Genomic DNA, 25207 nt, shown 5'->3' on the forward strand with positions numbered 1-25207 from the left:
TCAGTTATCGTCGGCGAAGGTGGTATTGGTCATGATTTGTTCGGTGATCTGTTCCAGCAGCGGCCACAGTTTTTGCAGCAGCGCTTGCGCGTGCTGCTGGTTGTCGGCGTCGCTGACGGTGACGGGCAGCTGCTCCAGTTCCAGCAGCAGCTCGCCCATGCCCAGCGCGCCGACCGTGCGTGCTGGTGATTTTAAGCGATGACCGAGTTCACGCAGCGCCACCAAGTCGCCGCGCTGCAGCGCCGCTTCCATCAGATTTAAACCATCTTGCGTGTTCTGCAAAAACTTGAAGGCAAATTTGCGCACCTTGTGCGGATGATAGCCGAGCAGCTTGGCCAGTATCGATAAATCGATCACCGCCGGATCGCCGCCCAGCGTGGTCTTGAAGGCAGGGCGCGCCGGCTTGGACGGCGAGGCTTCGCGTACATCCTGCGCATCGCGCTCCGGCAGCCAGTTGGCGATGGTCTGGTACATCAGCGCCGGCTGGATCGGCTTGGAGATGAAATCGTCCATGCCGGCCTCGATGCAGCGCACCCGGTCTTCGCTGGTGGCGGTGGCGGTCATGGCCAGCACCCGCATGTCGGCCAGGCGCGGATCGGCGCGGATGCGGCGCGTCGCTTCCAGGCCGTCCATCAGCGGCATCTGCACGTCCATCAGCACGCAGTCGAAGGCGGTCTGGCGCAGCAGCTCCAGTGCCTCCATGCCGTTGGCGGCCAGGCATACCGAGGAGCCCACGTCTTCCAGCATCTCCAGCGCGATCTGCTGGTTGAAGGTGTTGTCTTCCACCAGCAGGATGCGGGCATTCTTCAAAGCCGACATCACGGCGGCGCTGCGCGATGAAGCCAGCAGCTCGGCGGCAGCGTCTTTCACGCGGTCGATCAGGGCCGGCACGGTGGCGCTGCTGATGCCCAGGCGCGCGGTGAACCAGAAGGTGCTGCCCTTGCCCGGCCGGCTGCGCACGCCCACCTCGCCGCCCATCAGCTGCGCCAGCTGTTTGCAGATCGCGAGGCCAAGGCCGGTGCCGCCGTATTCGCGCGTGGTGGAGGTGTCGGCTTGCTGGAATTGCTGGAACAGTTTTTCGATCTCGCTTTCGGACAGGCCGATGCCGCAATCGCTCACTTCAAAGCGTAGCAGGCAGCCGTGGGCGTCGCCGACTACCTGCCGTACGCGCACTTCGATGCGGCCTTTTTCGCTGAACTTGATGGCGTTGTTGGCGTAGTTGATCAGCACTTGGCCGAGGCGCAGCGGGTCGCCGCGCAGCACTTTCGGCAGCGTGGGATCGAGGTCGTACACCAGTTCCAGTTCGCGGCTGGCGGCCTTCGGCGCCACCACGGTGTTCAGGGTCTGGATCACGTGGTCGAGCGCAAAATCGACTTGTTCGATTTCCAGCTTGCCCGCCTCGATTTTCGAGATGTCGAGGATATCGTCGATGATGCCCAGCAGATGCTCGCCGGCGAAGCGGATCTTCTCGAGGTAGTCGCGCTGGCGCGGATCGAGTTCTGTCTTCAGCGCGAGGTAGGCCATGCCGATCACGCCATTCATCGGCGTGCGGATTTCGTGGCTCATATTGGCGAGGAACTGGCCCTTGGTTTGACTGGCCTCCTCGGCCACCATGCGCGCTTGATCGAGTTCGCGGGTGCGAATCTGCACACGCTCCTCCAGATGTTCATTGAGCTCGCGTAGTGCATCCTCGCCGCGTTTGCGGTCGGTGATTTCGGTCAAGCTGACCACCACCAGGTGCACCGCGCCGTTCTCGTCCGGGATAGGCTCGGCGTTGACCGACAGCCAGCAGCGCGCGCCGTCGTGCTGGTTCAAGCCCATCACCACGTCGCGCACCGGGATGCCGGTGACCAGCGCCAGTTGCACCGGGTGGTTGCCGGCGTCGTAGGGCGTGCCATCCTCGCGCACGCCGGCCCACAGGCCGCCCACGCTCAGTTCCTCGGTATGCGCCAGCATGCGCGCGGCGGCAGCATTGCGCTCGATGATCAGGCCATTCACATCCACCATCACCAGCCCGTTGGTAACGGCGTTGAAGATGGAAGCCAGGCGCTGGCTGGATTCGTGCAGCGCGCCTTCAGCCAGGCGGCGCGCGGTGATATCGGTCAGCATGGCCAGCATGCCGGCGTAGTGGCCGGAATCGGCGTTCATCACGGTGGTCGAGAGCAGGCACCAGACCGTGCTGCCGTCGCTGCGCAGGAAGCAGACATCGCTCTGGCGCGCCCCGCCCGACAGGCTGCGCTGCAAGTGCTGCTTGAGCAGGGCCTGGCCGTTATCGTCCATGAAGTCGGTCATGGCGCGGCCCATCATCAACTCGATGTCGTAGTCCAGCATGTGGGCCAGCGTCGGATTGACGAAGGTGGTGCGGTCGTCGGCGTTGGTCATCCAAATGCCTTCGGCCGCAGTCTGCACGATCTGGCGATAGCGTTCCGACGATGCGTGCAGCGCTTCCTCGGCGCGCTGGCGCTGGGTCATATCGCGCAGCGCCATGATCACCAGTTCCTGGCCGCCCAGTTCCATCGGCGACATATGCACCATGGCCGGGAAGCTGCTGCCATCGGCACGCAATGCGCACAGCACGCGGCCCGGCAGGTTCGGGCGCGAGAACAGTTCGCGCACGCGGCCGTTGCTGCGCATGGCTTCCGGCGCCAGCTGCTCGACCGAGCGCCCGGCCATGCTGCCGTCGTAGCCGAAGCTGCGCGCGCAAGCCGGATTGGCGTGGCGCACGCGCCCATTTTTTTCCGCGATCAGCACTGCGCCGGGTGTGGCGTTCAGCAGTGTCCACATGCGGGCTTCTTCGGCGGCGGCACGCTCGCCGATGTCGGCCAGCGTGCCGGCCGCGCACAACGGCAAGCCCAGTTCATCGCGTTCGAGGATCATGCCGCGCGCCAGCACCCAGCGCCAGTCGCCGTCCTTGGTGCGCATGCGGTGCTCGCTGCGGATCTGGCCGGTGGCGTCGCTGGTGCTGGACAGGTATTCCTGGATCTCGCGCTCCAGCCGTGGGCGGTCGTCCGGGTGCACGTAGTCCAGCCACTCGGCCAGCGTGGGATGGAACTCGTCGGCACTGTAGCCGAGCAGTTCGCAATAGCGCGGCGACAGCGTCAGCTTGCCGGTATCGAGCCGCCATTCCCAGCTGCCTTCGCCCGAGCCTTCCAGCGCAAAGCTGGCCAGGCGCGCCGCGCTGCCCAGTTCCGCGCGGGCGGCGCGCAGCGCGCGGCCTTGCACGCGCAAGCGCCATGCGCCGGCCAGCGTCACCAGCAGCAGCGCCACGGCGATCAGCGCGCCGCCGAAGCGCAGCAGCGGATTGCCGTCCGGCGGCTGGTACAAGAAGCCGTCGATATTGAAGCCGGCCGGCAGCATGCCCTGCGCAATGTACTCCTGGGCGATGGCGCGCCAGCGTTCGGGATTGCTGTAGCCGAGTTCAATCAGCGGCTGCTCCAGCAAGGGCGCGATGCGCTGGGCTTCGAACATCAGATGCTCGCGGCTGTGGCGTTCCGGGTAGCGGGCGCGGATCAAGTCGGCAATCTCACCCGGATGCTGCATGGCGTAGACCCAGCCGCGCAGCGTGGCTTCGCGCAGCGCCTGCGCGCGCGCCGGGTGCTCGCGCAATTCGCTCTCGGTGGTGTACAGCACGTCGCCGTAGAAATCCAGGCCCTGGCTACGCGGCGACACCAGCTCGTAGCGCAGATTGAGGCGATCCAGCACGTACGGCGCCTCGGTCAGGTAGACCGACATGGCGTCGATCCGGCCCTCGGCCAAATCGTCGAAGTTGTAGCTGTGCGGGATCTGGTAGATGCTATCCATGTGCACGCCGGTCTTCTTCAGGAACACCGTCAGTTCCTCGTTGTTCGGCGCGATCATCAAGCGGCTGCCGGGCCATGGACGCGGCTGGCCGCTGGCGTCGAGGCGGCGCAGCAGGGTGGCGCCGGAGTGCTGGAAGATCGACGCCAGCACCACCACCGGCTGGCCGATATTGCGCGCCAGGAGCAGGGTGGTGTTGCCGACGCCGTACTGGGCTTGCCCCTGCATCACGGTTTGCAGCGGATCGTTGCCGGGACGCGCCTCCAGCAGGGTGACATCGAGGCCGGCCTCGCGGTAGTAGCCTTGGTCTTGCGCGGCGTAGTAGCCGGCGAACTGGAATTGGTGCAGCCACTTGAGCTGGATGGTGACTTTCTCTGCCGCGCCGGCCGGCGCCAGCGCCAGCATGCAGGCCGCCCAAGCGCACGCCGCCAGCTTGTGCGACAAGCGTTGCCAAGGGGTCGGGCGCAAGCGCGAACGGCAGTGAAACAAGAGCTTCCCTTTCGGTGGTCTGAGCGTGCTGTATCCGGGAAAACTATAGCATCGAAGCCGAGGCCGTTGGCGCAGACCTCGCAAGAAAACGATTGCATACGGATTGAGGGCAAAACGACCACAAATTTAACAATTCAGGCCTGTTTTCGTGACAATCGGTGAGAATGCGGCGGGGAGGCGCGGCGCGCAGTTGCTTGCGCCGTGCTAGCAAGTGGGTTTGCTGGCCTTACTGGCTGAAACTGCCGGCGAACTGGTAGCGGTGGCCTGGATGCCACATGGTCACCAGCGAGGCAATCAGGCCGCCGGAGCGTGTCTGGCGCTTGAGCACGAGGCAGGCTTGTTTGGTGTCGATCGCCAGCATGTCGGCGATGTCGCGCGGCGAGGCCAGCGCCTCGATGCTGTAGGTGGCGTCTTGCAGCGGCGCGGCCTGCACCAGATATTCGTTGGGCGTGATGTGGGCGAAGTCCTGCTCCATGTAGTCGGGCGCGCATTGCGGATTGACCCAGCGGTCTTCGACCTGGATCGGCACGCCGTTTTCAAAATGGACGATCACCGAGTGGAACAGCGGGTGGCCGGGCGGCAGGTCGAACTGCTTGGCCATCAAGTCGCTGGCCTTGACGCGTTCCAGCTGCTGCAGGCTGCTGCGGTGGGCGTGGCCGCGCGCGCGCACTTCGTCGGCGATGGACTTAATCTCCAGCAGGGTGGCTTGGTACTTTTGCTGGGCCACGTAAGTGCCCGAGCCTTGGCGGCGCGTGAGTACCTGTTCCGAGGTGAGTTCGCGCACGGCGCGGTTGACGGTCATGCGCGAGACGCCGAATTGCTTGACCAGCGCCTGCTCGGACGGGATCACGTCGCCTTCCTTCCACGTGCCGGCGGCGATTTCCGCCAGCAGGTAGTCCTTGATGCGCTGGAAAATAGGTGTGCTGTCCTGAGTAACTTGATCGTCCAAACCGCCGTCTCCTGTAAGAGTAGTCATTCTAGCATCGCATGCTTGTACAATTCAAAAGCAAGAGGCGGAGTGCGGCGTATTTTTGCACTGGATAGGATGGCTGCATTCCACCAATGACGGAGTCTGAAATGGGCAATTACGGTAACGAAGAAGGGCGCTGGGCCGCCGTGCAGCAGCGCGATGCCGGCGCCGACGATGTGTTCTGGTACTCGGTGCGCAGCACCGGCGTGTACTGCCGGCCGTCGTGCGGTGCGCGTCCGGCCTTGCGCAAGAACGTGGCGTTTCATGACAGTCGCGCAGAGGCGGAGGCGGCGGGCTTCCGGCCTTGCCTGCGCTGCAAACCGGATCAGCCGCCGCTGGCCGAGCGCCAGGCGGCGATTGTGGCGCAAGCTTGCCGCCTGATCGATGAGGCGGAGGAGACGCCGGACTTGGACAGCCTGGCGGAGGCGGTGGGCGTAAGCCGTTTTTATTTTCATCGCATGTTCAAGGCGGTGACGGGGATAACGCCGAAGGCCTACGCCAATGCGGCGCGGGCGCGGCGCGTGCAGGCCGGGTTGGCCGGGCAGCCCAACGTGACGGATGTGATTTACGCGGCCGGCTTTAATTCGAGCGGGCGCTTTTATGCGCAGTCGTCCTCGGTGCTGGGCATGACGCCATCGGCCTTCCGTTCCGGCGGCAAGGGCGAGCAGATCAAGTTTGCAATTGCCGAGTGTTCGCTGGGGCCGATCCTGGTGGCCAGCACGGAGCGCGGCATTTGCGCGATCCTGATCGATGACGATCCTGATTTTTTGGTGAAGGATTTGCAGGATCGCTTTCCGAAGGCGGAGTTGATCGGCGCGGAGCCGGCGTACGAGCAAGTGGTCTCGCGCGTGATCGGCATGGTCGAGCAGCCGTCGGTTGGCCTGGACTTGCCGCTCGATGTGCGCGGCACGGCGTTCCAGCAGCGCGTGTGGCAAGTGCTGCGGGCGATACCTGCCGGGAAGCGCGTGACGTATGCGGAACTGGCCGAATTGGCCAATGTGCCGCGCGGCGCGCGCGCGGTGGCGTCGGCGTGCGCGGCAAATGCGATTGCGGTGGCGATACCGTGTCACCGCGTGGTGCGCAATGATGGATCGATCTCCGGCTATCGCTGGGGCGTGGATCGCAAGGCGGAATTGTTGAACAGGGAGACGGTCAGTGAGTAGTGCAGGAAATGGCGAACTGGATTTCGGCGATCCGCAGGACGAACGCAAGCCGCGCGTGGTGCCGCCCATGGCTGCCGCGCCGAAGCCCGCAGACGCTGCGGCCGCGCGCAGGGCGGTCGGCGCGGCGGCCGGCATCGCGGTGCATGTGGCGGCGCTGGACTGGCAGGGCATCGCCGACCAGCTTAACGCCCACGGCTACGCCATCATCCCCGGCCTGCTGACCGCCGACGAATGCCAGGACATGGCCGCGCACTACGCCCACGCCAACCTGTTCCGCAGCCGCGTGGTGATGTCGCAGCACGGTTTCGGCAGCGGCGAGTATCAATACTTCCGCTACCCGCTGCCGTCGATGGTGTCGGCCTTGCGCCAGGCGCTGTATGGCCCGCTGGCCGTCATCGCCAACCGCTGGCACGAGTTGATGGAGTTGCCGGATCGTTTCCCCGTCGATCATGCCGACTTCCTCGCCCGTTGCCACGCCGCCGGCCAGCAGCGTCCGACGCCGCTGCTGCTCGAATACAAAGCCGGCGACTACAACTGCCTGCACCAAGACCTGTACGGCGAGCATGTTTTCCCCCTGCAAGCGGCGGTGCTGCTGAACCAGCCGGGCAAGGATTTCGAAGGAGGGGAGTTTGTGCTGACCGAGCAGCGCCCGCGCATGCAGTCGCGGGTCGAAGTGGTGCCACTGAAACGCGGCGACATGGTAATCTTCGCCGTCAACCACCGTCCCGTGCAGGGCACGCGTGGCATCTACCGCGTCAACCTGCGGCACGGCGTGAGCCGGCTGCGGTCGGGATCACGCCATACACTGGGCATCATCTTCCACGACGCGACTTGAGTGAAAAGCGCGCGGCACCAACCCAACCCGCACACCGCTGCGGCCAGGGTCTGACCCCGTACGGGGTCAGACCCTTTCGTTAGGGGTGCTTTTTAGGACTGAAGATGAGACGTCAACCGCTGCGCGTCCATCACCCCTCGACCGCAACGCTTTTCTGCGTTTGATACAAGCGGGCGTAGATGCCGTTCTGCGCCAGCAGCGCCTCGTGCGGGCCCGATTCGGCAATGCGGCCGCGATCGAGCACCACGATGCGATCCGCCTTCTCAATGGTCGACAGGCGGTGCGCGATGACTACCGTGGTGCGGCCTTTCATCAGCACTTCCAGGGCCTGCTGCACCAGGCGCTCCGATTCGGTATCGAGCGCGCTGGTGGCTTCGTCGAGGATCAAGATCGGCGCGTTCTTGTACAGCGCGCGCGCAATCGCCAGGCGCTGGCGCTGGCCGCCTGACAGGCGCAAACCATTTTCACCGACCGGCGAGTGATAGCCTTCCGGCTGGCGCACGATGAATTCATGCGCGTGCGCTGCCTTCGCCGCAGCTTCAATGCGCTCCATCGACGGCGCCGGATCGCCATAAGCGATGTTGGCTGCCAGCGTATCGTTGAACAGCACCACGTCCTGCGACACCAGCGCAATCTGCTGGCGCAGCGAGGCCATGGTGTAGTCGCGCAGATCGACGCCGTCCAGCTGGATGCTGCCGCCGCTCACGTCATAGAAGCGCGGCAGCAAACCGGCCAGCGTGGTCTTGCCGCTGCCCGAACTGCCCACCAGCGCAACCGTCTCTCCGGCGGCGATATCAAGCGACACGTGATCCAATGCCGGGCGCGCATCGGGATCCAGCGGTTTGCCATCCGCGCCGCGATAGTGGAAGCTCACATCCTGCACCGACAAGCGGCCTTCGGCGCGCGCGATGGTCTTGGTGCCCTTATCCGCTTCCGACTCCAGGTCGATCAGTCCAAACACCGAGCTTGCAGCCGCCAGGCCGCGCTGCATCGGTTCATTAATCTTGGTCAGGTTCTTGATTGGCGACTGCATCGCCATCAGCGCCGTCAGGAAGGCGACGAAGCCGCCGGCCGACAGCGCGCCGGCCTGGGCGCGGATCAGCGCGAAATAAATCACCGACGACAGCGTGATCCCGATCAGCAGCATGATCAGGCCGGAGTTGAAGGCCGAGGTGGCGGCGTGCTTGACGGCCAGCTGGCGGTTCAGCTTGACCACTTCGCCGAAGCGCTTCTGCTCATACTGCTGGCCGCCGAAAATCTTCACCACGCGCTGGCCGCTGATGCTCTCGTCGAGCACATTGGTCAGGTCGCCCATGGCGGTTTGGGCGCTGTTGCTGAGCGTGCGCATGCGGCGGCCGGCGAAGATCACCACCGTGGCCACCAGCGGCAGCAGGGCGAGGCAGAACAGCGCCAGTTGCCAGTCCACCACGAACAGCGTGATCAGGTAGCCGGTGGTGGCCACCGAATCGCGCACCGCCACGTTGACCACGGTCAGGCCGGCCTGCGCCACCTGGGCGGCGTCGAACGCCACCCGCGACAGCGTGGTGCCGGTCGACGACTGGTCGAAATAACCATTCGGCAGCCGCATGATGCGGGCAAACATGGTTTCGCGCAGATTGGCCTGAACCCGGCTGTTGAGCCAGGCCGCGCCGTATTCGCCGGCAAAGCTGGACACCATGCGCAGCAGGGCCAGCGCGAAGATCACGGCCGGGATAGTCCACAGCGCGGCAGCGGACGGATCGCGCGGCAGCAAGTCGCCCAGCGCCTGCTTCATGGCCGCCATCATGCCGGTGGACGGGGTCTTGATCACGCCCAGCGTATTGGCCGGCGTCAGCGCATCGACCACGTTTTGCAACTGGCCCAGCAGCAGCACGTCGGTGGCGGCGGCCACGCCGACCGCCAGCAGCGTGACGAGCATGATCCAGCCGTACGGCAGGAATTCCTTGATGAGGCGAAGGTAGAGTTGGCGGCTGGACACTGGCTATTCACGCGAAAGAAATACGGGAAGCCAGCATTGTACCCGTCCTGCCACTGGCCCCGCCCAGTTGTGCACGGTTTGGTTGACCAAAACGCAAACTTCGCTACACTCTGAATCTTGCAGCCGAATGGAGAACCCGATGCGCACCACCCTTTTGTTTGCCGCCGTCCTGGCGGCCCTGCCAGCCCACGCCGACACCATCATCGACCGCGCCAATGGCTACACGCTGAACGCGGCCGGCCAGCTACAGCGCTTTTCCTCGCTGGCGTTCGATGACCTGGGCCGCATCGTGGCGGTGGGCAGCGAGGCGCAAACCGCAGCCGCGCTGCCGAAAGCGGAGCACATCGACGCGCAGGGCAAGACCCTGCTGCCGGGCCTGATCGACGCCCACGGTCACGTATTTGAACTGGGCGAGATTGCTTCCGGCGTGGAGCTGTACAGCCCAACTTCGCTCAACGCGGCGGTAAAAGCGGTGGCAGACTTCGCCCGCTCGCATCCGAAAAAGGCCTGGATTATCGGCTTCGGCTGGAACCAGGAGATCTGGAAACTGGGGCGCTTCCCAACCGCCGCCGAGCTGGATGCGGTGGTCAGCGACCGCCCGGTGCTGCTGCATCGCGTGGATGGCCACGCGGTCTGGGTCAACACCAAGGCGCTGGAAATGGCCGGTATCAGCAAGGAGACGGCCGACCCATCGGGCGGCAAGATCGAGCGCGACGCCGCTGGCCGCCCGACCGGAGTGCTGGTGGACGCCGCCATGGAGCTGGTCAACCGCGTGGTGCCGCTGCCCACGCCCGTTGAAGCGCGCGCCACGCTGGACGTGGCGCTGCAATCGCTGGCCAAGGTCGGCCTGACCAGCGTGCACGATGCCGGCATCAAGGTGGTGCAGGACGATATCTACCGCGACTACGCCGATCACGGCAAGCTGACTACCCGCGTCTACGCGATGATCGGCGACACCGCCGCCGATTTCGATGAACTGTCCAAGGATGGCCCGCTGAAGTCCTACGCCAACGACGTGTACGCGCTGGCCGCCGTCAAGCTGTACTCGGACGGCGCCCTGGGCAGCCGTGGCGCGGCGCTGCTGGCGCCTTACTCCGATATGCCGTCGACCAAGGGCTTGCTGTTCTACCCGGACGCCGAGATGCGCGCCAAGATGAACAAGGCGATGAAGGCCGGCTACCAGGTCAACATCCACGCGATTGGCGACGCCGGCAACCGCCAGATCCTCGACGCCTACGCGCAGCTGATCCCGCAATATAACAACGTCGCCCTGCGCCACCGCGTCGAACACGCGCAGGTGGTGACGCTGGACGATATCCCGCGCTTCAAGCAGCTCGGCATCATCCCGTCGATGCAGCCGACCCACGCTACCTCGGACCAGAACATGGCCGAGCAGCGCGTCGGCCATGAGCGCATCAAGGGCGCGTATGCGTGGCGCAGCTTCCTCGATCAAGGTTCGAAGATCGCTTGCGGCTCGGACTTCCCGATTGAGTCGCCCAATCCGTTTGAAGGCCTGCACGCCGCCGTCACGCGCCAGAACAACGCCGGCGTGCCGCTGGGCGGCTGGTACAAGAACCAGGCGATGACGCTGACCGAAGCGTTCCGCTGCTTCACGCTGGACGCGGCTTACGCGGCGCACCAGGAAAACGTGATTGGCTCGCTGGAGCCGGGCAAGTGGGCCGACTTTATCTTGATCGACCGCGACATCTTCAAGATCGCGCCCGAGCAGCTGGGCAAAACCCAGGTGCTGCAAACGTGGATGGGCGGGCGGCGCATCTACAACCGCAAATAAAAAAAAGGGAATCCAGTGGATTCCCTTTTTTGTTGGCCGTCGATCGCCTGTTGCGCTTATTGTTTGCGGCGGCGGGCCAGCATGGCGAGGATGCCGAGGCCGGCGATCATCATGCCGTAGGTTTCAGGCTCTGGGATAGGCGCCATCAGGACGTTGATGTCGCCGCCATAGCTACCGCCGTTGCTGGTGCCATGAATCGTCAGCGTCAGCGGGCCGGTTACCGAGGAGGGCAGCAGCGTCGCAACGTTGAAGGTCATCGGGCCGGCGGGAATGGCGCCGGTCAGCAGGGAAATACCATTCAGGTCGGCGGCGAGGAAGGTCACATTGCTCCAGCCGGAGAAGCTGGTGTTGACCAAGGTGCCGTAGGCCGTGGAACCGGCCGTGACCGGATTGGTAAAGGTGAAGATGTCGGTGAACATGCCCAGAACCGGCGTATTGCCGATCGAAGCAGTCCAGAGGTTACCTGCCGTATTGGTCAGAGTAACCGCCCCCGGTCCCTGTGGTGCAGTGGCCGATGCCATGGACGAGGCCGCGAGCATCACGGCCAGTGCCAACGTTTGCAGGTGCAATTTGTTTTTATTCATTTCTAACCCCCACTTGAATTGAACGAAACCCAAAATAAAACGTGTACAGCAAGAATGAAGATAGGAGGCTTGCATCTTGATGTCACTGAGGATTTCTATATGAAAGTAAGTGAGTGAATAGCAAAAACTAATGCAGGGGCAAAAATTTTATTTGTTGTTTGCTCGGATGATTTCGTATTGCAAGTGTGTTGTTTATTCACAAATCGAAGTTAATGCAGTGTAATTTAAAAATCGATTGACTTACTTGTCTATACAACTTATGCTGCGAGCATATTCCCTCAAACCGCCGCAGGAGCCTCCCATGACCACCCATTTAGACAGCGATCCACGTTACGACGCCAGCCGCGAGATCCGCGCGCCGCGCGGCCCTGAGCGCACCTGCAAGAGCTGGGGCGCGGAGGCGGCTTACCGCATGATCCAGAACAATCTGGATAAGGAAGTGGCGGAAAATCCCAAGCATCTGGTGGTCTACGGCGGCATCGGCCGCGCGGCCCGCAACTGGGAGTGCTACGACCAGATCCTGGCCTCGCTGCGCGAGCTGGAAGACAATCAAACCTTGCTGATCCAGTCGGGCAAGCCGGTGGGCGTGTTCCAGACCCACGAAGATGCGCCGCGCGTGCTGATCGCCAATTCGAACCTGGTGCCGAAGTGGGCCAACTGGGAGCACTTCAACGAATTGGATCGCAAGGGCCTGTTCATGTACGGCCAGATGACGGCCGGTTCGTGGATTTACATCGGCACGCAGGGCATCGTGCAGGGCACGTTTGAGACCTTTGCGGAAGCCGGCCGCCAGCATTTCGGCGGCGACCTGAAAGGCCGCTGGGTGTTAACCGCAGGCCTGGGCGGCATGGGCGGCGCGCAGCCGCTGGCCGCGACCATGGCCGGCGCAGTGTCGCTGACCATCGAGTGCCAGCAGAGCAGCATCGACTTCCGCCTGCGTACCCGCTATCTGGACAAGCAAGCCGCTTCCATCGATGAAGCGCTGGAGATGATTAAGCTGCACAAGGCGAATGGCGACGCGATTTCCATCGGCTTGCTGGGCAACGCGGCTGACGTGCTGCCGGAGCTGGTGCGCCGCGCCAAAGCCGGCGGCATCGTGCCGGATGTGGTCACCGACCAAACTTCGGCGCATGACCTGATCAACGGCTACCTGCCGCAGGGCTGGACGGTGGAGCAGTGGAAGGCCGCGCAGCAGGACGCAGCGCGCCATCCAGAATTGAAAGCTGCCGCCACCGCCGGTTGCGCCGTGCACGTGCAGGCGATGCTGGACTTCCAGGCGCTGGGCGCCAAGGTGGTCGATTACGGCAACAACATCCGCCAGGTGGCGTTTGACCATGGCGTGAAGAACGCGTTTGATTTCCCGGGCTTTGTACCGGCTTACATTCGTCCGCAGTTCTGCGAAGGCCGCGGCCCGTTCCGCTGGGTGGCGCTGTCCGGCGACCCGGAAGATATCTACAAGACCGACGCCAAGATCAAGGAGCTGTTCCCGCATCACGCAAACGTGCACCGCTGGCTGGATATGGCGCGTGAGCGCATCGCTTTCCAAGGCCTGCCGGCGCGTATCTGCTGGCTGGGCTTGGGCGAGCGCCACATCGCCGGCCTGGCTTTCAATGAGATGGTGCGCAACGGCGAACTGAAAGCGCCGATCGTGATCGGCCGTGATCACCTGGATACCGGCTCGGTCGCCAGCCCTAACCGCGAAACCGAGGCAATGAAGGACGGCACCGACGCCGTCTCCGACTGGCCGCTGCTGAATGCACTGCTGAATACCGCTGGCGGCGCGACCTGGGTGTCGCTGCACCACGGCGGCGGCGTGGGCATGGGATACTCGCAGCATTCCGGCGTGGTGATCGTGGCCGATGGCACCGATGCCGCAGCCAAGCGCCTCGCGCGCGTGCTGGTGAACGACAGCGGCTCGGGCGTGATGCGTCACGCCGATGCGGGCTATGAAAGCGCCATCGCCTGCGCCAAGCGCAATGGCCTCAACCTTCCAATGATTAAATGAGCTTTACTATGACTTTGACTTTGAAACCGGGCGCATTGACGCTCTCCGAACTGCGCTCCGTGTGGAACGCAGCAGGCCCGCTGGCGCTGGCCGCTGAAGCCTATCCCGTGATTGAAGCATCGGCAGCCGCCGTGCAGGCCATCGTCGCCAAAGGCGATGCCGCCTATGGCATCAACACTGGTTTCGGCTTGCTGGCCAAGACCCGCATCCCGGACGACAAGCTGGAACAACTGCAACGCAACCTGATCCTGTCGCACTCGGTGGGCACCGGTGAGCTGGTATCGGACGCGGTGTGCCGCTTGATTCTGCTGATGAAGATCGGCAGCCTGGCGCGCGGCTTCTCGGGCGTGCGCCCGCTGATTATCGATACGCTGATCGCAATCTACAACGCGGGCATCATGCCTGCGATTCCGGCCAAGGGTTCGGTCGGCGCGTCGGGCGATTTGGCGCCGCTGTCGCACATGACGCTGGCCATCATGGGCGTGGGCCAAGTGCGCGTCAACGGTGAGCTGATGGAAGCGACCGATGCGCTGAAAGCCGCAGGCATCGAGCCGGTAGTGCTGGCCGCGAAAGAAGGCCTGGCGCTGATCAACGGCACGCAGGTGTCGGCCGCGCTGGCGCTGCATGGCCTGTTCATGGCCGAGCGTTTGCTGGAAGCGGGCATGGTGTCCGGCGCGCTGTCGCTGGATGCGGCCAAGGGTTCGGATTCGCCGTTCGACGCGCGCGTGCACGAAGTGCGCGGCCAGCCGGGCCAGATTGCTGCTGCTGCGATTTACCGCCAGTTGGTGTCGAACAGCGCGATCCGCGCTTCGCACCTGGTGGGCGATGAGCGCGTGCAGGATCCTTACTGCCTGCGCTGCCAGCCGCAAGTCATGGGCGCCTGCTGGGACATCATCAACAACGCCGCGCGCACGCTGCTGATTGAAGCGAATGCGGTGACCGACAATCCGCTGCTGTTCAAGGATGGCGAGCTGTCGGTGGTGGTTTCGGGCGGTAACTTCCACGCCGAGCCGGTGGCCTTTGCCGCCGACACGCTGGCGCTGGCGATTGCGGAAATCGGTTCGATTTCGGAGCGCCGCATTTCGCTGCTGATCGACGCGACCTTGTCCGGCCTGCCGCCGTTCCTGGTGCGCGATCCGGGCGTGAACTCTGGCTTCATGATTGCCCACGTTACCGCTGCGGCGCTGGCGTCGGAGAACAAGTCGATTGCGCACCCGGGCAGCGTCGACACGATTCCGACTTCGGCGAATCAGGAAGACCACGTCAGCATGGCGACTTACGCTGCGCGCCGTCTGGACGATATGGCGCAGAATACGGCAGTCATTATCGGTATCGAGTTGCTGGCCGCTGCGCAGGGTATCGACTTCCACCGTCCGCTGAAAACGTCGCCGCACCTCGAGCACGTGCATGAGCAGTTGCGCCAAAAGGTGCCGTTCTTCGATCAGGATCGCTTCTTTGCGCCGGATATCGAGGCAGCCAAGGGCATGGTGATGCGCGGTGAGTTGAGCGCATCGTGCAAAGAGCTGTTCACCTCTTTGCATCCATAAGGGAGTCAGGCATGGACTATCAGTTCAAAGCAGGCAGTATTCCCTTGCTGGTGTCCATGCCGCACGTGGGCACCGAGATTCCCGACGACGTGCTGGCGGCGATGACGCCGGCCGCCGTCGATAAGCAGGACACGGACTGGCATCTGGTTCGTTTGTACGAGTTTTTAAGCGAAATGGGCGCGTCGGTGCTGTCGGCGCGCTGGTCGCGCTATGTGATTGATTTGAATCGTCCGCCGGAGAACACCAATCTGTATCCGGGGCAGGATACGACAGGTTTGTGCCCGGTCGATACATTCCATCGCGAGCCGCTGTACTTGCCCGGCCGCGCGCCGGATGAAGCAGAAGTGCAGCGCCGCTTGCAGGCGTATTGGAGGCCATATCACGATCAGCTGCGCGCAGAGCTGGATCGCTTGCTGGCGCTGCATGGGCGCGTGGTGCTGTGGGATGCGCATTCGATTGCGTCGCATGTGCCGCGCTTCTTTGAGGGCAAGCTGCCGGATCTGAATTTTGGCACGGCGGATGGCAAGAGCTGCGACGCTGGTTTGAGCGAGGCGATTGTGGCTAAGGCGCAGGGCGGCAGCTACACCGTTGCCGTCAATGGCCGCTTCAAGGGCGGGCATATCACGCGCTTTTACGGCGAGCCGGCAAAGGGCGTCCATGCGATTCAGCTGGAGATGTGCCAGTCGACTTATATGGATGAAGATGCACCGTATGGCTATCGTCCTGATTTGGCGGAGCAGGTGCAGCCGCCGTTGCGCGCCATGATGCAGGCCGCTGCCGACTGGGTGCGCGCATGAGCAAGCTGTTTGCGCGCCATGCGCTACTGCCTGATGGCTGGGCAAAGGATGTGCTGATTGCGTGGGACGCGGCAGGGAGCATCGTCGCGGTGACGGCGGGGGCGCCCGACGCGGGCGTGGAGCGCGTGGAGTACGCGCTGCCGGGCATGATCAATCTGCACTCGCACAGCTTCCAGCGCGCGCTGGGCGGCCGTACCGAGAAGGCCGGCGATAGCAAGGACAGTTTCTGGACGTGGCGCGAACTGATGTATCGCTTCGCGCGCAACATCACGCCGGAGCATATCGAAGCCATCGCCGCGCAGCTGTTTTCCGAGTGTCTGCGCCACGGCTATACCTCGCTGTGCGAATTTCATTACGTCCAGCGCGCGCCGGATGGCGCCATGTATCCGCGTCCGGCGGAAACGGCGGAACGTGTCATTGCCGCCGCACGGTTGACCGGAATCGGCATGACCATGCTGCCGGTGTTGTATAGTTATTCCGGCTTCGGCGAAATGCCGCTGAAACCGGAGCAGCAGCGTTTCCGCACCGATGCGCAAGATGTATTGCGCATCGTGGAAGCGCTGGAGCCGCTGCGCGATGCGCAGACCGAAGTTGGCGTGGCGCCGCATTCGCTGCGCGCGGCGTCGGTAGAGCAGATCACGGAAGTGCTGGCGACGCTGCCAAAAGCGCGTCCGGTGCACATCCACATCGCCGAGCAGATGGCGGAAGTACAGCAATCGCTGGACTGGAGCGGGCGCCGTCCGGTGCAGTGGTTGCTGGAGAATTTGAATGTAGACCAGCGCTGGTGCCTGATTCACGCTACGCATTTGACGGACGCTGAAGTCAGCGGCATCGCGCGTAGCGGTGCGGTGGCGGGCCTGTGCCCGACTACGGAAGCGAATCTCGGCGACGGCCTGTTCCCGCTGGAGAGCTTCCTGGCGCAGGACGGCGTGTTTGGCATCGGCAGCGATAGCCATGTGTCGCAAAGCGCGGTGGAAGAACTGCGCTGGCTGGAATATGGACAGCGCTTGCAGCACCAGCGCCGCAATATCGCGGTGTCCGATGCGCAGCGCAATGTTGGTGATTTCCTGTGGCAGGGCGCGCTGCGCGGCGGCGCGCAAGCAGCAGGACGGCCGGTAGGCGCGTTGGCGCCGGGCCTGCGCGCGGACATCGTGGTATTGGATGACGCGCATCCGAATATGTTTGGGTTGGCGCTGGACGAAGTACTCGGCAGCTTGGTCTTCAGCGGCAACGACAATCTGGTCAAAGACGTGATGGTCGGCGGCCAGTGGGTAGTGCGCAATCAGCAGCACGTGGCGCAGCAGGCGATCGCTGCGCGCTTCAAGCAGACCTTGGCCGAACTGAGGGAGTTCCGATGACCCAGCTAATCCAGTATGCAAACCTGCGCTCCGCGCCGTGGAAAAACGGCGGCGGCAGCACGACGGAAATCGCTATTTCGCCGGCTGGCGCGCACCTCGATGATTTCGAGTGGCGCGTCAGCCTTGCGACGATTGCGCAAGACGGCCCGTTTTCTTCTTTCCCCGGTATCGACCGCTCGCTGGCGCTGGTGGACGGCGACGGCGTGCTGCTCGATTTCGGCGACGAGCGTTTTGTGCTCAGCCCCGCCGAGCCGCTGATCGAATTCGCCGGCGAAGACGCGGTGCACGCCACCGTGACCGGCCAGCACACCACCGATTTCAATGTCATGACGCGGCGCGGCCTATGCCGTCACCGGCTGGAAGTGTGCGTAGTGCGCGGCACGGAAGCGCTCAAGCGCCGCGCCGGCACCACCTTGCTGTTCCTGGCCGAGGGCGAGAGCCTGACCCTGAGCAGCGCGCGCGAACGCATCGCCATGGTGCGTTACGATACGGTGGTGATCGAAGCCGACGATGACTGGACTATGGAAGCGCAGCAGGCCACGGTGCTGGTGGCCGATATCATCCGCAATTAAGGAAAAGCGAAGTATGTGGGACGTGTTGTTTACCAATGTGCACTTGGCCACCATGGTGGAAGGTTATGGCGAGATCCGCGACGCCGCCATTGCAGTAAAAGACGGCCGCATTGCGTGGCTGGGGCCACAGGCGGAGATGCCGGCCATGCAGGCCGTCACGGTGCACGATGGCGGCGGCAGCTGGCTCACGCCCGGTTTGATCGACTGCCACACCCACATCGTCCACGCGGGCAATCGCAGCGATGAATTCGAGGCGCGCTTGAACGGCGCCACATATGAAGACATCGCCCGTGCCGGCGGCGGCATCATGTCCACCGTGCGCGCCACGCGCGCGGCATCGGAAGAAGAACTGCTGCGCCAAAGTTTGCCGCGCGTGCTTAGCCTTTTGGCAGAAGGCGTAACCACCATCGAAATCAAATCCGGCTACGGCCTGACACTGGAATCGGAGGCCGCCATGTTGCGCGCCGCGCGCCGCATCGGCCGTGAGTTGCCGGTCAATGTGGCCACTACCTTCCTCGGTGCGCACGCGCTGCCGCTGGAGTTTAACGGCTGCGCCGACGATTATGTCGATGAGGTCTGCAAGATGATCGCGCCGTTGGCCGCCGAAGGATTGGTCGATGCGGTTGACGCCTTCTGCGAGCGGATCGGCTTTTCGCATGAACAAACGGAGCGCGTATTCAAGGTCGCGCAGGCGCACGGCTTGCCGGTCAAGCTGCATGCTGAGCAGCTGTCCGACCAGCGCGGCGCGGAACTGACGGCGCGCTACAAGGGCTTGTCGGCCGATCACCTCGAGCACTTGAGCGCCGACGGCATCGCTGCGATGGCCGCTGCCGGCACGGTGGCGGTGCTGCTGCCCGGCGCTTACTACTTCCTGCGCGACACCACGCCGCCGCCGGTAGCGGCCTTGCGCGCAGCCGGCGTGCCGATGGCGGTGGCGACCGACTGCAATCCCGGCACCTCGCCGATGACCTCTTTGCTGCTGGCGATGAATATGGTCTGCACTTTGTGGCGCTTGACGCCGCAGGAAGCGCTGGCCGGCTGCACGCTGCACGCAGCGCGGGCGCTGGGGATGCAGGACGACATCGGCAGCCTCGAAATAGGCAAGCGCGCCGACTTCGCGCTGTGGCGCATCGCGCGCCCGGCCGATCTGTCTTACGCTATCGGTTTGAATCCGTGCCGTGGCGTCGTCAACGCAGGCAAATTGCGCTCCCCGGCCATGTAAAAATCCGTTCGTTAAATTGTGCTTTCGGTTACATTATCCGAATGCCATACAACGAAGCAGGATATCCATGTTTGTCTTGAATTCCGTACGCGCCGCCGTGCTGGCGGCGCTGAGCGCCCACGCCCTGGCGCAAGAGCCTACGCCGACCCCACCCGTTCCGCATGCGCCGGAAGCGCCAGCCGCCGCCGCCGCGCCGCAGCCGGCAGCCGCCGCGCCGGCGCCGGTGGTCGCTGCACCAGCTGTCGCACTGCGTCCTTTCGTCGACATCGTGCGCGGCGCTTCGCACCTGCCGGGCTTTTTAAGCCTGTTCCAAAAAGAAGAAAAAGTGTGGATCGAGCTGCGGCCCGACCAGTTTGACCGGCCGCTGTTCATGTCGGTGAATATGCCGAACGGGATCGGCGAGCGCGGTATCTACGGCAGCCAGATGGGATTGAGCCAGGTGGTGGTGTTCCACCGCGTCGGTAACCTGGTGCAGATGATCGCCAAGAATACGGACTTCGGCGCCAGGGGTGGCACGCCGCAAGCGCTGGCGGTGCAGCAGGCTTTCTCCGATAGTTTGCTGGCGGTGGCGCCGGTGGTCAGCGGCCCGCACCCGCAATCGAAGTCGATACTGGTGGAGGCGAATGCGCTGCTGCTTGGCGATATTCCGTCGATGACGACGCGGCTGGAGGCTGCCTTCCGCATGACTTATGTGATGGATGCGCGGAACAGCAGCTTCCTCACCATTCGCTCGGAAGAGGGCATGACCGGATTCCAGGTCAACGCGCATTACTTCACGCCGCGCATTCCTGCGCCGCCCGCAGTGATGCCGCCGGTGCCGGCCGCCGTGCCGCATCCGCCATCGACGCTGCCCGACCCGCGCAGTATGTTCCTCGGTTATTACTACAGCTTTATGCCGCTGCCGGCGCAGGCCATGCATGGCCGCCGCGCGGATGACCGTATCGGCCACTTCGTCAGCACCAGCCAGGATTTTTCGGACGACGTGACGCCGACGACGGCGGTGCACCTGGTGGAGCGCTGGCGTTTGGAGAAGCAGGAGCCGGAGGCGGAATTGTCGGGGCCTAAGCAGCCTATCGTTTATTGGATCGATGCCAACGTGCCGGAAAAGTACCGCGAGTCGGTGCGGCAGGGCGTGCTGGCGTGGAACGCTGCGTTTGAACGCATCGGCTTCAAGGACGCCATCGTGGTCAAGCAGCAGACTGCCGCCGATAAATTCGACACCATGGACGCGCGGCACGCGTCGATCCGCTGGTTCGTCGGTGCGGACGTGGGCTTTGCCATCGGGCCTAGCCAGGTCGATCCGCGCAGCGGCGAGATTCTGGATGCGGATATCGGCATGTCCGATGTATTTGCACGCGGTGCGCGGCGCGTGATAGGCGAGGATAGTTTTGATCTCTCGTTGCCGCAGCCATCGGAGACGCGCTGTGACTACATGCACGAATCTGCAACGGAGATGGGCTTTGCGATGGATGTGCTGGAAGCGCGCGGCCTGCAGGATATGAACGGGCCGGAAGCGGATGCGATGGCGCAGGCTTATGTGAAGTCGGTGATCATGCACGAAGTTGGGCACACGCTGGGACTGCGGCATAACTTCCGCGCTTCCACCATCTATTCGTTGAAGCAGTTGCAGGATCCCGAGTTCACCAGGAAGAACAGCATGACGGGATCGGTGATGGATTACACGCCGTTCAACCTGTCGCTCAAGGGCGAGAAGCAGGGCGAGTATGTAGCATCTACACTCGGGCCTTACGATTACTGGGCCATCGAGTACGCCTACAAGCCGATCGAAGCGGCGCAAGAGAAGGAAGAGCTGGCGAAGATTGCGTCGCGCTCCAGCGAGCCGCAGCTGGCATTCGGCACCGATCAGGATGCGAGCGGTTTCAATCTCGACCCGGATGTGAATCTGTACGACTTGGGCAGCGATCCGCTGGCGTATTTCGAACGCCGCCTGGCGATTTCGCGCGAGCTGTGGGATCGCGTTCAGCGGCGCACGCTCAAGCCGGGCGAGAGTTACGAGGTGCTGCGCCGCAGTTTCGATTATGGCTTCCAGCAGTTTGCACGTACTTTGCCGGTGGTGGTGAAGTATGTCGGCGGCGTGACCTATCTGCGCGATCACGCGGGGACGGGGCGCGCTACCTTTACGCCGGTGCCGTTGCCGCGCCAGCGCGCGGCGTTGCAGATGCTGACCGATAGCTTGTTCAAGGTGGATAGCTTCAAGTTTTCGCCGGAGACCATCAGCCGTCTGGCGGCGGATCATTTCAGCGTGCGCGGGCGGCCGGATGTATCGGTCGGCGGACGCGTGCTGTCCTTGCAGTCGGCGGCGCTGGATCAGTTGATGTCGGACGGCGTGGCGATCCGCTTGCTGGATTCGCAGGAGAAGCTGGAGGATCGCAAGCAGGTGCTGAGCCTCGCGGAGCTGTACGGCAGCGTGCAGAACGCGGTGTGGAGCGAGCTTAAATCGGGCAAGGATGTCAGCGGCATGCGGCGCAATTTGCAGCGCGAGCATTTGAAGCGTTTGGTGGCGGCCCTGTTGCGCGTGTCGGCCGGAACGCCGGCCGATGTGCGCAGTCTTCAGCGCGAGAATGCCTTGCAGTTGCAGCGTGAGTTGCGTACCGCGATAGCGCGGCCGATTAGCCGCGAAGCCAAGGCGCACTTGTCGGAGAGCGCTGAGACGCTGGGGCAAGCGCTGAAAGCATCCATGCTGCGTGCGGGCGCTTGATGATGGCGGTGCGACGATGGCTACGCAGCGCTGCCGCCTGCGTGTTGCTGCTAACCGGTCACGGTACGGCGGTAGCGGCGGATGACACGCTGCATATCGGCTCCAAGCGATTCCCGGAGTCTTACATTCTTGGCGAGATGCTGGCGCAGGTGGCGGCGCCGCATGCGAAGGTCGAGCATTTGCAGGGACTGGGCAATACGGCGATTGTGCTGGCGGCGTTGCAGGCGGGGCGGATTGACGTCTACCCGGAGTACGTGGGGACGATCGATCTGGAGATCCTCAAGCACAAGCAGCCTTCAACGATGGAACAGATGCGCAAGGAGCTTGCTGCCATGGGCCTTGGCGTGGCGGTGCCGCTGGGCTTTAACAATACCTATGCGCTGGCGATGCGCGGCGAGGCTGATGCGCCGCGCAAGTTAAGCGAGCTGGCGGGGCGCGGGCAGTTGCGGTTTGGTTTGTCGCACGAGTTTATCGGACGCGCGGATGGCTGGCAGGGATTGGCGGCGCGTTATGGTTTGTCGCAGCGGCCGGAGGGGCTGGATCACGGGCTGGCGTACGAGGCGTTGAAGGGCAGGCAGGTGGATGTCATCGACATCTATTCGACCGAGGCGCGCATAGGGCAGTATGGCTTGCGGGTGCTGGAGGATGATCGCGGCTACTTCCCTCGCTACGACGCGGTGCTGCTGTACCGGCTCGATGCGGCCAAGCGGTTTGCGGCGGCGTGGCAGGCGATAGTCAAGCTGGAAGGGCGCATCAGCGAGGCCGATATGATCGCCATGAATGCGGCGGCGGAAATCGAAGGGAAAAGCTTCACGCGTGTGGCGAGCGACTGGCTGGCCGCGCATCCGCTGCAAGGCGCCGCCGCGACTGCGCCCGCTGCCGCCGCGCGCGATGGCCTGCTGTCGAAAATCTTCGCGAATGATCTCTGGCGGTTGACGCAGCAGCATCTCACGCTGGTGCTGCTGGCGGTTGCGGCGGCGTGCTTGATCGGCGTGCCGCTGGGCGTGCTGGCCGCGTTCATGCCGCGCTTGCGGCAAGTGGTGCTGGGCCTGACCGGCGTGCTGCAAACCGTGCCGTCGCTGGCCTTGCTGGCGCTGTTGATTCCTTTGCTAGGCAGCATCGGCACCGCCCCCGCTTTGGTAGCGCTGGTGGTGTATGCGCTGCTGCCCATCGTGCGCAATACCTGCACCGGCTTGCTGCAGGTGCCGCCCGGCTTAACGCTGGCAGCCAAGGCGCTTGGCCTGCGGCCGATGCAACGGCTGATCCACATCGAACTGCCGCTGGCGCTGCCGGTCATTCTCGCCGGCGTAAAAACCGCCGCCGTGCTGAGCGTGGGCACCGCCACCATCGCTGCCTTCATCGGCGCGGGCGGCTACGGCGAACGCATCACCATCGGCCTGGCACTCAACGATAACGACATGCTGCTGGCCGGCGCTATCCCCGCAGCAATATTGGCATTGCTGACACAAGGCGTGTTCGAGCTGGTCGAGCGCGCCGTAACTAACAGGCATCACGTTTCTGTAAAGTCGCCGTAATGATTTGTAATGCGTGCGGCGTCCAATTGAAGAGATAGATATAGTGAACCCGTTGATTCAATCTCCCTCCCACTGACAACGGGTTCTGCCCATCCAGCGCTGGCCGCTGGGTGGGATTTTTTTAGGCCTGCGCCGACAGCTGGGCCAGCGCGTCGCCGGTAACGCGGCAGATGCGCCAGTCCGGCATCACCGTCGCGCCCATGCCTTCGTAGAATTTGATGGCGTTCGCGTTCCAATCCAGCACCGACCATTCGAAGCGGCCGCAATCGCGCTCCACCGCCAGCTGTGCCAGCGCCACCACCATTTGCTTGCCGTAGCCTTTGCCGCGATGCGCTTGCTGCACGTACAGGTCTTCGAGATACAGACCTTTCTTGCACAGGAAAGTGGAGAAGTTGTGGAAGAACAGCGCGAAGGTGACCACCTCGCCGCCCGCTTCGCCGACCAGCGCTTCGCACACCGGCTTGTCGCAGAACAGGCTGTCGTGCAGGGCGGCTTCGTTGGCGACCACCATGTGCTCCAGCTTTTCAAACACCGCCAGCTCGAAGATCATGCTGAAGATGGCGGGGATGTCGGCCGGCGTGGCCGGGCGGATGGTCAATTCGGAAGTACTCATTAGGTTTTTGCAGTAGTAGAAGAAGTCGGTTTCAACGCCCACGCCACGCTGGACAGGCACAACACCATGCCGATCCATTCCAGGGCGCCGGGACGGTAGTGCTCAAGCTGGATCGACAGCAGCACCGAGATCACCGGCGTCACCACGCCGATGTAGACGGCCTTGTCGGAGCCGATGCGGTGGATCAGGGTGAAATAGGCGGCAAACGCGATCACCGAACCCAGCAGCGACAGGTAGAGCAGGCCGCCCCAGTATTTGGCGGTGCTCGGCATGACGAACGACTGGCCGCTGACCAGCACCCATAGCGCCACCAGCAAGCTGCCCCACAGCATAGACCACGCCATGGTGAGCAGCACGTTGTCGGATTGCTCGCGCACTTTGACCACCAGCACGTTGCCGACCGAGCTGGCGATGGTAGCGCATACCGCCAGCACCAAGCCGAGCAGGAAATGACGATTCGGCCCATTGCCGCCGTTCAAAATCTCGTTCCACGCGCCAAAGATGGAGTGGTAGAACAGCAGGGTGATGCCGGCAATGGCGACGCCGCCGGCCGCCCAGGTGCGCATGCTGAGTGCGCTGCCAAAAGCAAAGTGGTTGAGGATAGGATTCCAGAACACCATCAGCGCGAACAGCACCGCCACCAGCCCGGACACCAGGTATTGCTCCGAGGTATAGGTGCAGATGTAGCTGACGGCGAAAGTCGCGCAGCCTTGCAGGATCATCCAGCGCTGGGCGCGCCACGGCAGCAGCAGTTTGTGGCTGCGCGCGGCGCACCATGCAAACAGCACGGCTGAGGCCAGCGCAAAGCGATAAACCACGGAAACGGCAGGCGGAACTTCACCTAGTTGCAGCGTGATGGCGAAAAATGTGGAGCCCCAGATCAAACAGGCGATAGTGAATAGCAATGGAGAAGACATCAAACCAGTATAGCTGGCTAGCCCACTTCTTGCCTAGCAGTTAGCTTTTTGTTGCGACGCAACAGATTGATGATTATGTTGTAACGGAAATGTAAATTCAGCGGTGCGAGGCGGAAGACCAAGTATAGTGAAATCACAAGTCTTTATTCTCATTCTCATCCCCGGGAGAGCGCCATGAGCACCGCGCTGCAAATCAAGGTCGTCACGCTGTTGGGCTATGTGGCCCTGAGCACCGCGCTGGTGCTGATGCTGGCCGACGATGAGATGCAGGGCGCCGCGCAGGCGCTGTTCGCCCACGCGTGGTTCCGCTGAT

General features: G+C 63.5%; 18 protein-coding genes. 12 read left to right on the forward strand and 6 right to left on the reverse strand.

The genetic code is table 11. From position 1 onward, the window contains the following. On the reverse strand, positions 1-4266 hold the full coding sequence (locus tag GTP45_RS24530; protein ID WP_229258611.1) for a PAS domain S-box protein: 4266 nt from the start codon (positions 4264-4266) through the stop codon (positions 1-3). Between the two features lie 247 nt (positions 4267-4513). Then, positions 4514-5236, reverse strand: coding sequence for a histidine utilization transcriptional repressor HutC (gene hutC, locus GTP45_RS24535; RefSeq protein ID WP_229258612.1), 723 nt, complete (start codon positions 5234-5236; stop codon positions 4514-4516). Positions 5237-5349: 113 nt separating this feature from the next. Here hutC and ada point away from each other — a divergent pair, with 113 nt between their 5' ends. Beyond that, a complete protein-coding gene (gene ada / locus GTP45_RS24540; RefSeq protein ID WP_229258613.1) occupies positions 5350-6420 on the forward strand; it encodes a bifunctional DNA-binding transcriptional regulator/O6-methylguanine-DNA methyltransferase Ada in 1071 nt (356 codons plus the stop codon). A 67-nt stretch (positions 6421-6487) separates the two neighbouring features. Beyond that, positions 6488-7255, forward strand: coding sequence for a 2OG-Fe(II) oxygenase (locus GTP45_RS24545; RefSeq protein WP_161016580.1), 768 nt, complete (start codon positions 6488-6490; stop codon positions 7253-7255). A 130-nt stretch (positions 7256-7385) separates the two neighbouring features. Here the strand turns inward: GTP45_RS24545 and msbA are convergent, their stop codons facing one another. Further along, complete coding sequence (gene msbA / locus GTP45_RS24550) at positions 7386-9233, reverse strand: lipid A export permease/ATP-binding protein MsbA (protein ID WP_161016485.1); 1848 nt, start codon at positions 9231-9233, stop codon at positions 7386-7388. 139 nt (positions 9234-9372) lie between these two features. On the opposite strand from msbA, the gene GTP45_RS24555 reads away from it, so the two are divergent. After that, positions 9373-11025, forward strand: coding sequence for an amidohydrolase (locus tag GTP45_RS24555; protein WP_229258614.1), 1653 nt, complete (start codon positions 9373-9375; stop codon positions 11023-11025). A gap of 56 nt (positions 11026-11081) precedes the next feature. On the opposite strand, the gene GTP45_RS24560 is transcribed toward GTP45_RS24555, so the two are convergent. After that, complete coding sequence (locus GTP45_RS24560) at positions 11082-11609, reverse strand: FxDxF family PEP-CTERM protein (RefSeq protein ID WP_161016487.1); 528 nt, start codon at positions 11607-11609, stop codon at positions 11082-11084. A 301-nt stretch (positions 11610-11910) separates the two neighbouring features. On the opposite strand from GTP45_RS24560, the gene hutU reads away from it, so the two are divergent. From hutU to GTP45_RS24600, 8 genes are all read left to right on the forward strand, one after another. Continuing rightward, positions 11911-13614, forward strand: coding sequence for a urocanate hydratase (gene hutU, locus GTP45_RS24565; RefSeq protein WP_161016488.1), 1704 nt, complete (start codon positions 11911-11913; stop codon positions 13612-13614). An 8-nt stretch (positions 13615-13622) separates the two neighbouring features. Beyond that, entirely contained in the window at positions 13623-15161 is a 1539-nt protein-coding gene (gene hutH / locus GTP45_RS24570; protein WP_229258615.1) for a histidine ammonia-lyase, read from the forward strand. Between the two features lie 11 nt (positions 15162-15172). Then, on the forward strand, positions 15173-15958 hold the full coding sequence (gene hutG, locus GTP45_RS24575) for an N-formylglutamate deformylase (protein ID WP_161016490.1): 786 nt from the start codon (positions 15173-15175) through the stop codon (positions 15956-15958). After that, positions 15955-17316 (forward strand): formimidoylglutamate deiminase, encoded by a 1362-nt coding sequence (locus GTP45_RS24580; RefSeq protein ID WP_161016491.1) that lies wholly within the window; start codon positions 15955-15957, stop codon positions 17314-17316. Before hutG ends, GTP45_RS24580 begins: the two co-directional genes overlap by 4 nt. After that, on the forward strand, positions 17313-17888 hold the full coding sequence (locus GTP45_RS24585) for a HutD/Ves family protein (RefSeq protein ID WP_161016492.1): 576 nt from the start codon (positions 17313-17315) through the stop codon (positions 17886-17888). Before GTP45_RS24580 ends, GTP45_RS24585 begins: the two co-directional genes overlap by 4 nt. Before the next feature lie 13 nt (positions 17889-17901). Beyond that, a complete protein-coding gene (hutI, locus tag GTP45_RS24590; protein ID WP_161016493.1) occupies positions 17902-19110 on the forward strand; it encodes an imidazolonepropionase in 1209 nt (402 codons plus the stop codon). Between the two features lie 67 nt (positions 19111-19177). Further along, positions 19178-21829, forward strand: a complete 2652-nt coding sequence (locus tag GTP45_RS24595) for a zinc-dependent metalloprotease (RefSeq protein ID WP_161016494.1) — start codon at positions 19178-19180, stop codon at positions 21827-21829. A gap of 2 nt (positions 21830-21831) precedes the next feature. Beyond that, entirely contained in the window at positions 21832-23364 is a 1533-nt protein-coding gene (locus tag GTP45_RS24600) for a glycine betaine ABC transporter substrate-binding protein (protein ID WP_161016581.1), read from the forward strand. Positions 23365-23485: 121 nt separating this feature from the next. On the opposite strand, the gene GTP45_RS24605 is transcribed toward GTP45_RS24600, so the two are convergent. Next, complete coding sequence (locus GTP45_RS24605) at positions 23486-23977, reverse strand: GNAT family N-acetyltransferase (protein WP_161016495.1); 492 nt, start codon at positions 23975-23977, stop codon at positions 23486-23488. Beyond that, positions 23977-24894, reverse strand: coding sequence for a DMT family transporter (locus GTP45_RS24610; RefSeq protein ID WP_161016496.1), 918 nt, complete (start codon positions 24892-24894; stop codon positions 23977-23979). Before GTP45_RS24610 ends, GTP45_RS24605 begins: the two co-directional genes overlap by 1 nt. A gap of 174 nt (positions 24895-25068) precedes the next feature. Here GTP45_RS24610 and GTP45_RS28085 point away from each other — a divergent pair, with 174 nt between their 5' ends. After that, positions 25069-25206, forward strand: coding sequence for a hypothetical protein (locus GTP45_RS28085; RefSeq protein ID WP_166454730.1), 138 nt, complete (start codon positions 25069-25071; stop codon positions 25204-25206). Position 25207 lies beyond the last annotated feature (1 nt).

The organism is Duganella rivi (assembly GCF_009857435.1).
In the GTDB taxonomy this organism is placed as follows: domain Bacteria; phylum Pseudomonadota; class Gammaproteobacteria; order Burkholderiales; family Burkholderiaceae_D; genus Rugamonas; species Rugamonas rivi.

Excerpts from the sequence above, each read along its gene's own strand:
- GTP45_RS24610 (WP_161016496.1), bottom strand. The coding sequence starts at position 24,894 with ATGTCTTCTCCATTGCTATTCACTATCGCCTGTTTGATCTGGGGCTCC.
- hutI (WP_161016493.1), top strand. The coding sequence starts at position 17,902 with ATGTGGGACGTGTTGTTTACCAATGTGCACTTGGCCACCATGGTGGAA.
- GTP45_RS24595 (WP_161016494.1), top strand. The coding sequence starts at position 19,178 with ATGTTTGTCTTGAATTCCGTACGCGCCGCCGTGCTGGCGGCGCTGAGC.
- hutH (WP_229258615.1), top strand. The coding sequence starts at position 13,623 with ATGACTTTGACTTTGAAACCGGGCGCATTGACGCTCTCCGAACTGCGC.
- hutG (WP_161016490.1), top strand. The coding sequence starts at position 15,173 with ATGGACTATCAGTTCAAAGCAGGCAGTATTCCCTTGCTGGTGTCCATG.
- GTP45_RS24585 (WP_161016492.1), top strand. The coding sequence starts at position 17,313 with ATGACCCAGCTAATCCAGTATGCAAACCTGCGCTCCGCGCCGTGGAAA.
- GTP45_RS24580 (WP_161016491.1), top strand. The coding sequence starts at position 15,955 with ATGAGCAAGCTGTTTGCGCGCCATGCGCTACTGCCTGATGGCTGGGCA.
- GTP45_RS24605 (WP_161016495.1), bottom strand. The coding sequence starts at position 23,977 with ATGAGTACTTCCGAATTGACCATCCGCCCGGCCACGCCGGCCGACATC.
- GTP45_RS24555 (WP_229258614.1), top strand. The coding sequence starts at position 9,373 with ATGCGCACCACCCTTTTGTTTGCCGCCGTCCTGGCGGCCCTGCCAGCC.
- GTP45_RS24545 (WP_161016580.1), top strand. The coding sequence starts at position 6,488 with ATGGCTGCCGCGCCGAAGCCCGCAGACGCTGCGGCCGCGCGCAGGGCG.
- GTP45_RS24560 (WP_161016487.1), bottom strand. The coding sequence starts at position 11,609 with ATGAATAAAAACAAATTGCACCTGCAAACGTTGGCACTGGCCGTGATG.
- GTP45_RS24600 (WP_161016581.1), top strand. The coding sequence starts at position 21,832 with ATGGCGGTGCGACGATGGCTACGCAGCGCTGCCGCCTGCGTGTTGCTG.
- GTP45_RS28085 (WP_166454730.1), top strand. The coding sequence starts at position 25,069 with ATGAGCACCGCGCTGCAAATCAAGGTCGTCACGCTGTTGGGCTATGTG.
- hutU (WP_161016488.1), top strand. The coding sequence starts at position 11,911 with ATGACCACCCATTTAGACAGCGATCCACGTTACGACGCCAGCCGCGAG.
- ada (WP_229258613.1), top strand. The coding sequence starts at position 5,350 with ATGACGGAGTCTGAAATGGGCAATTACGGTAACGAAGAAGGGCGCTGG.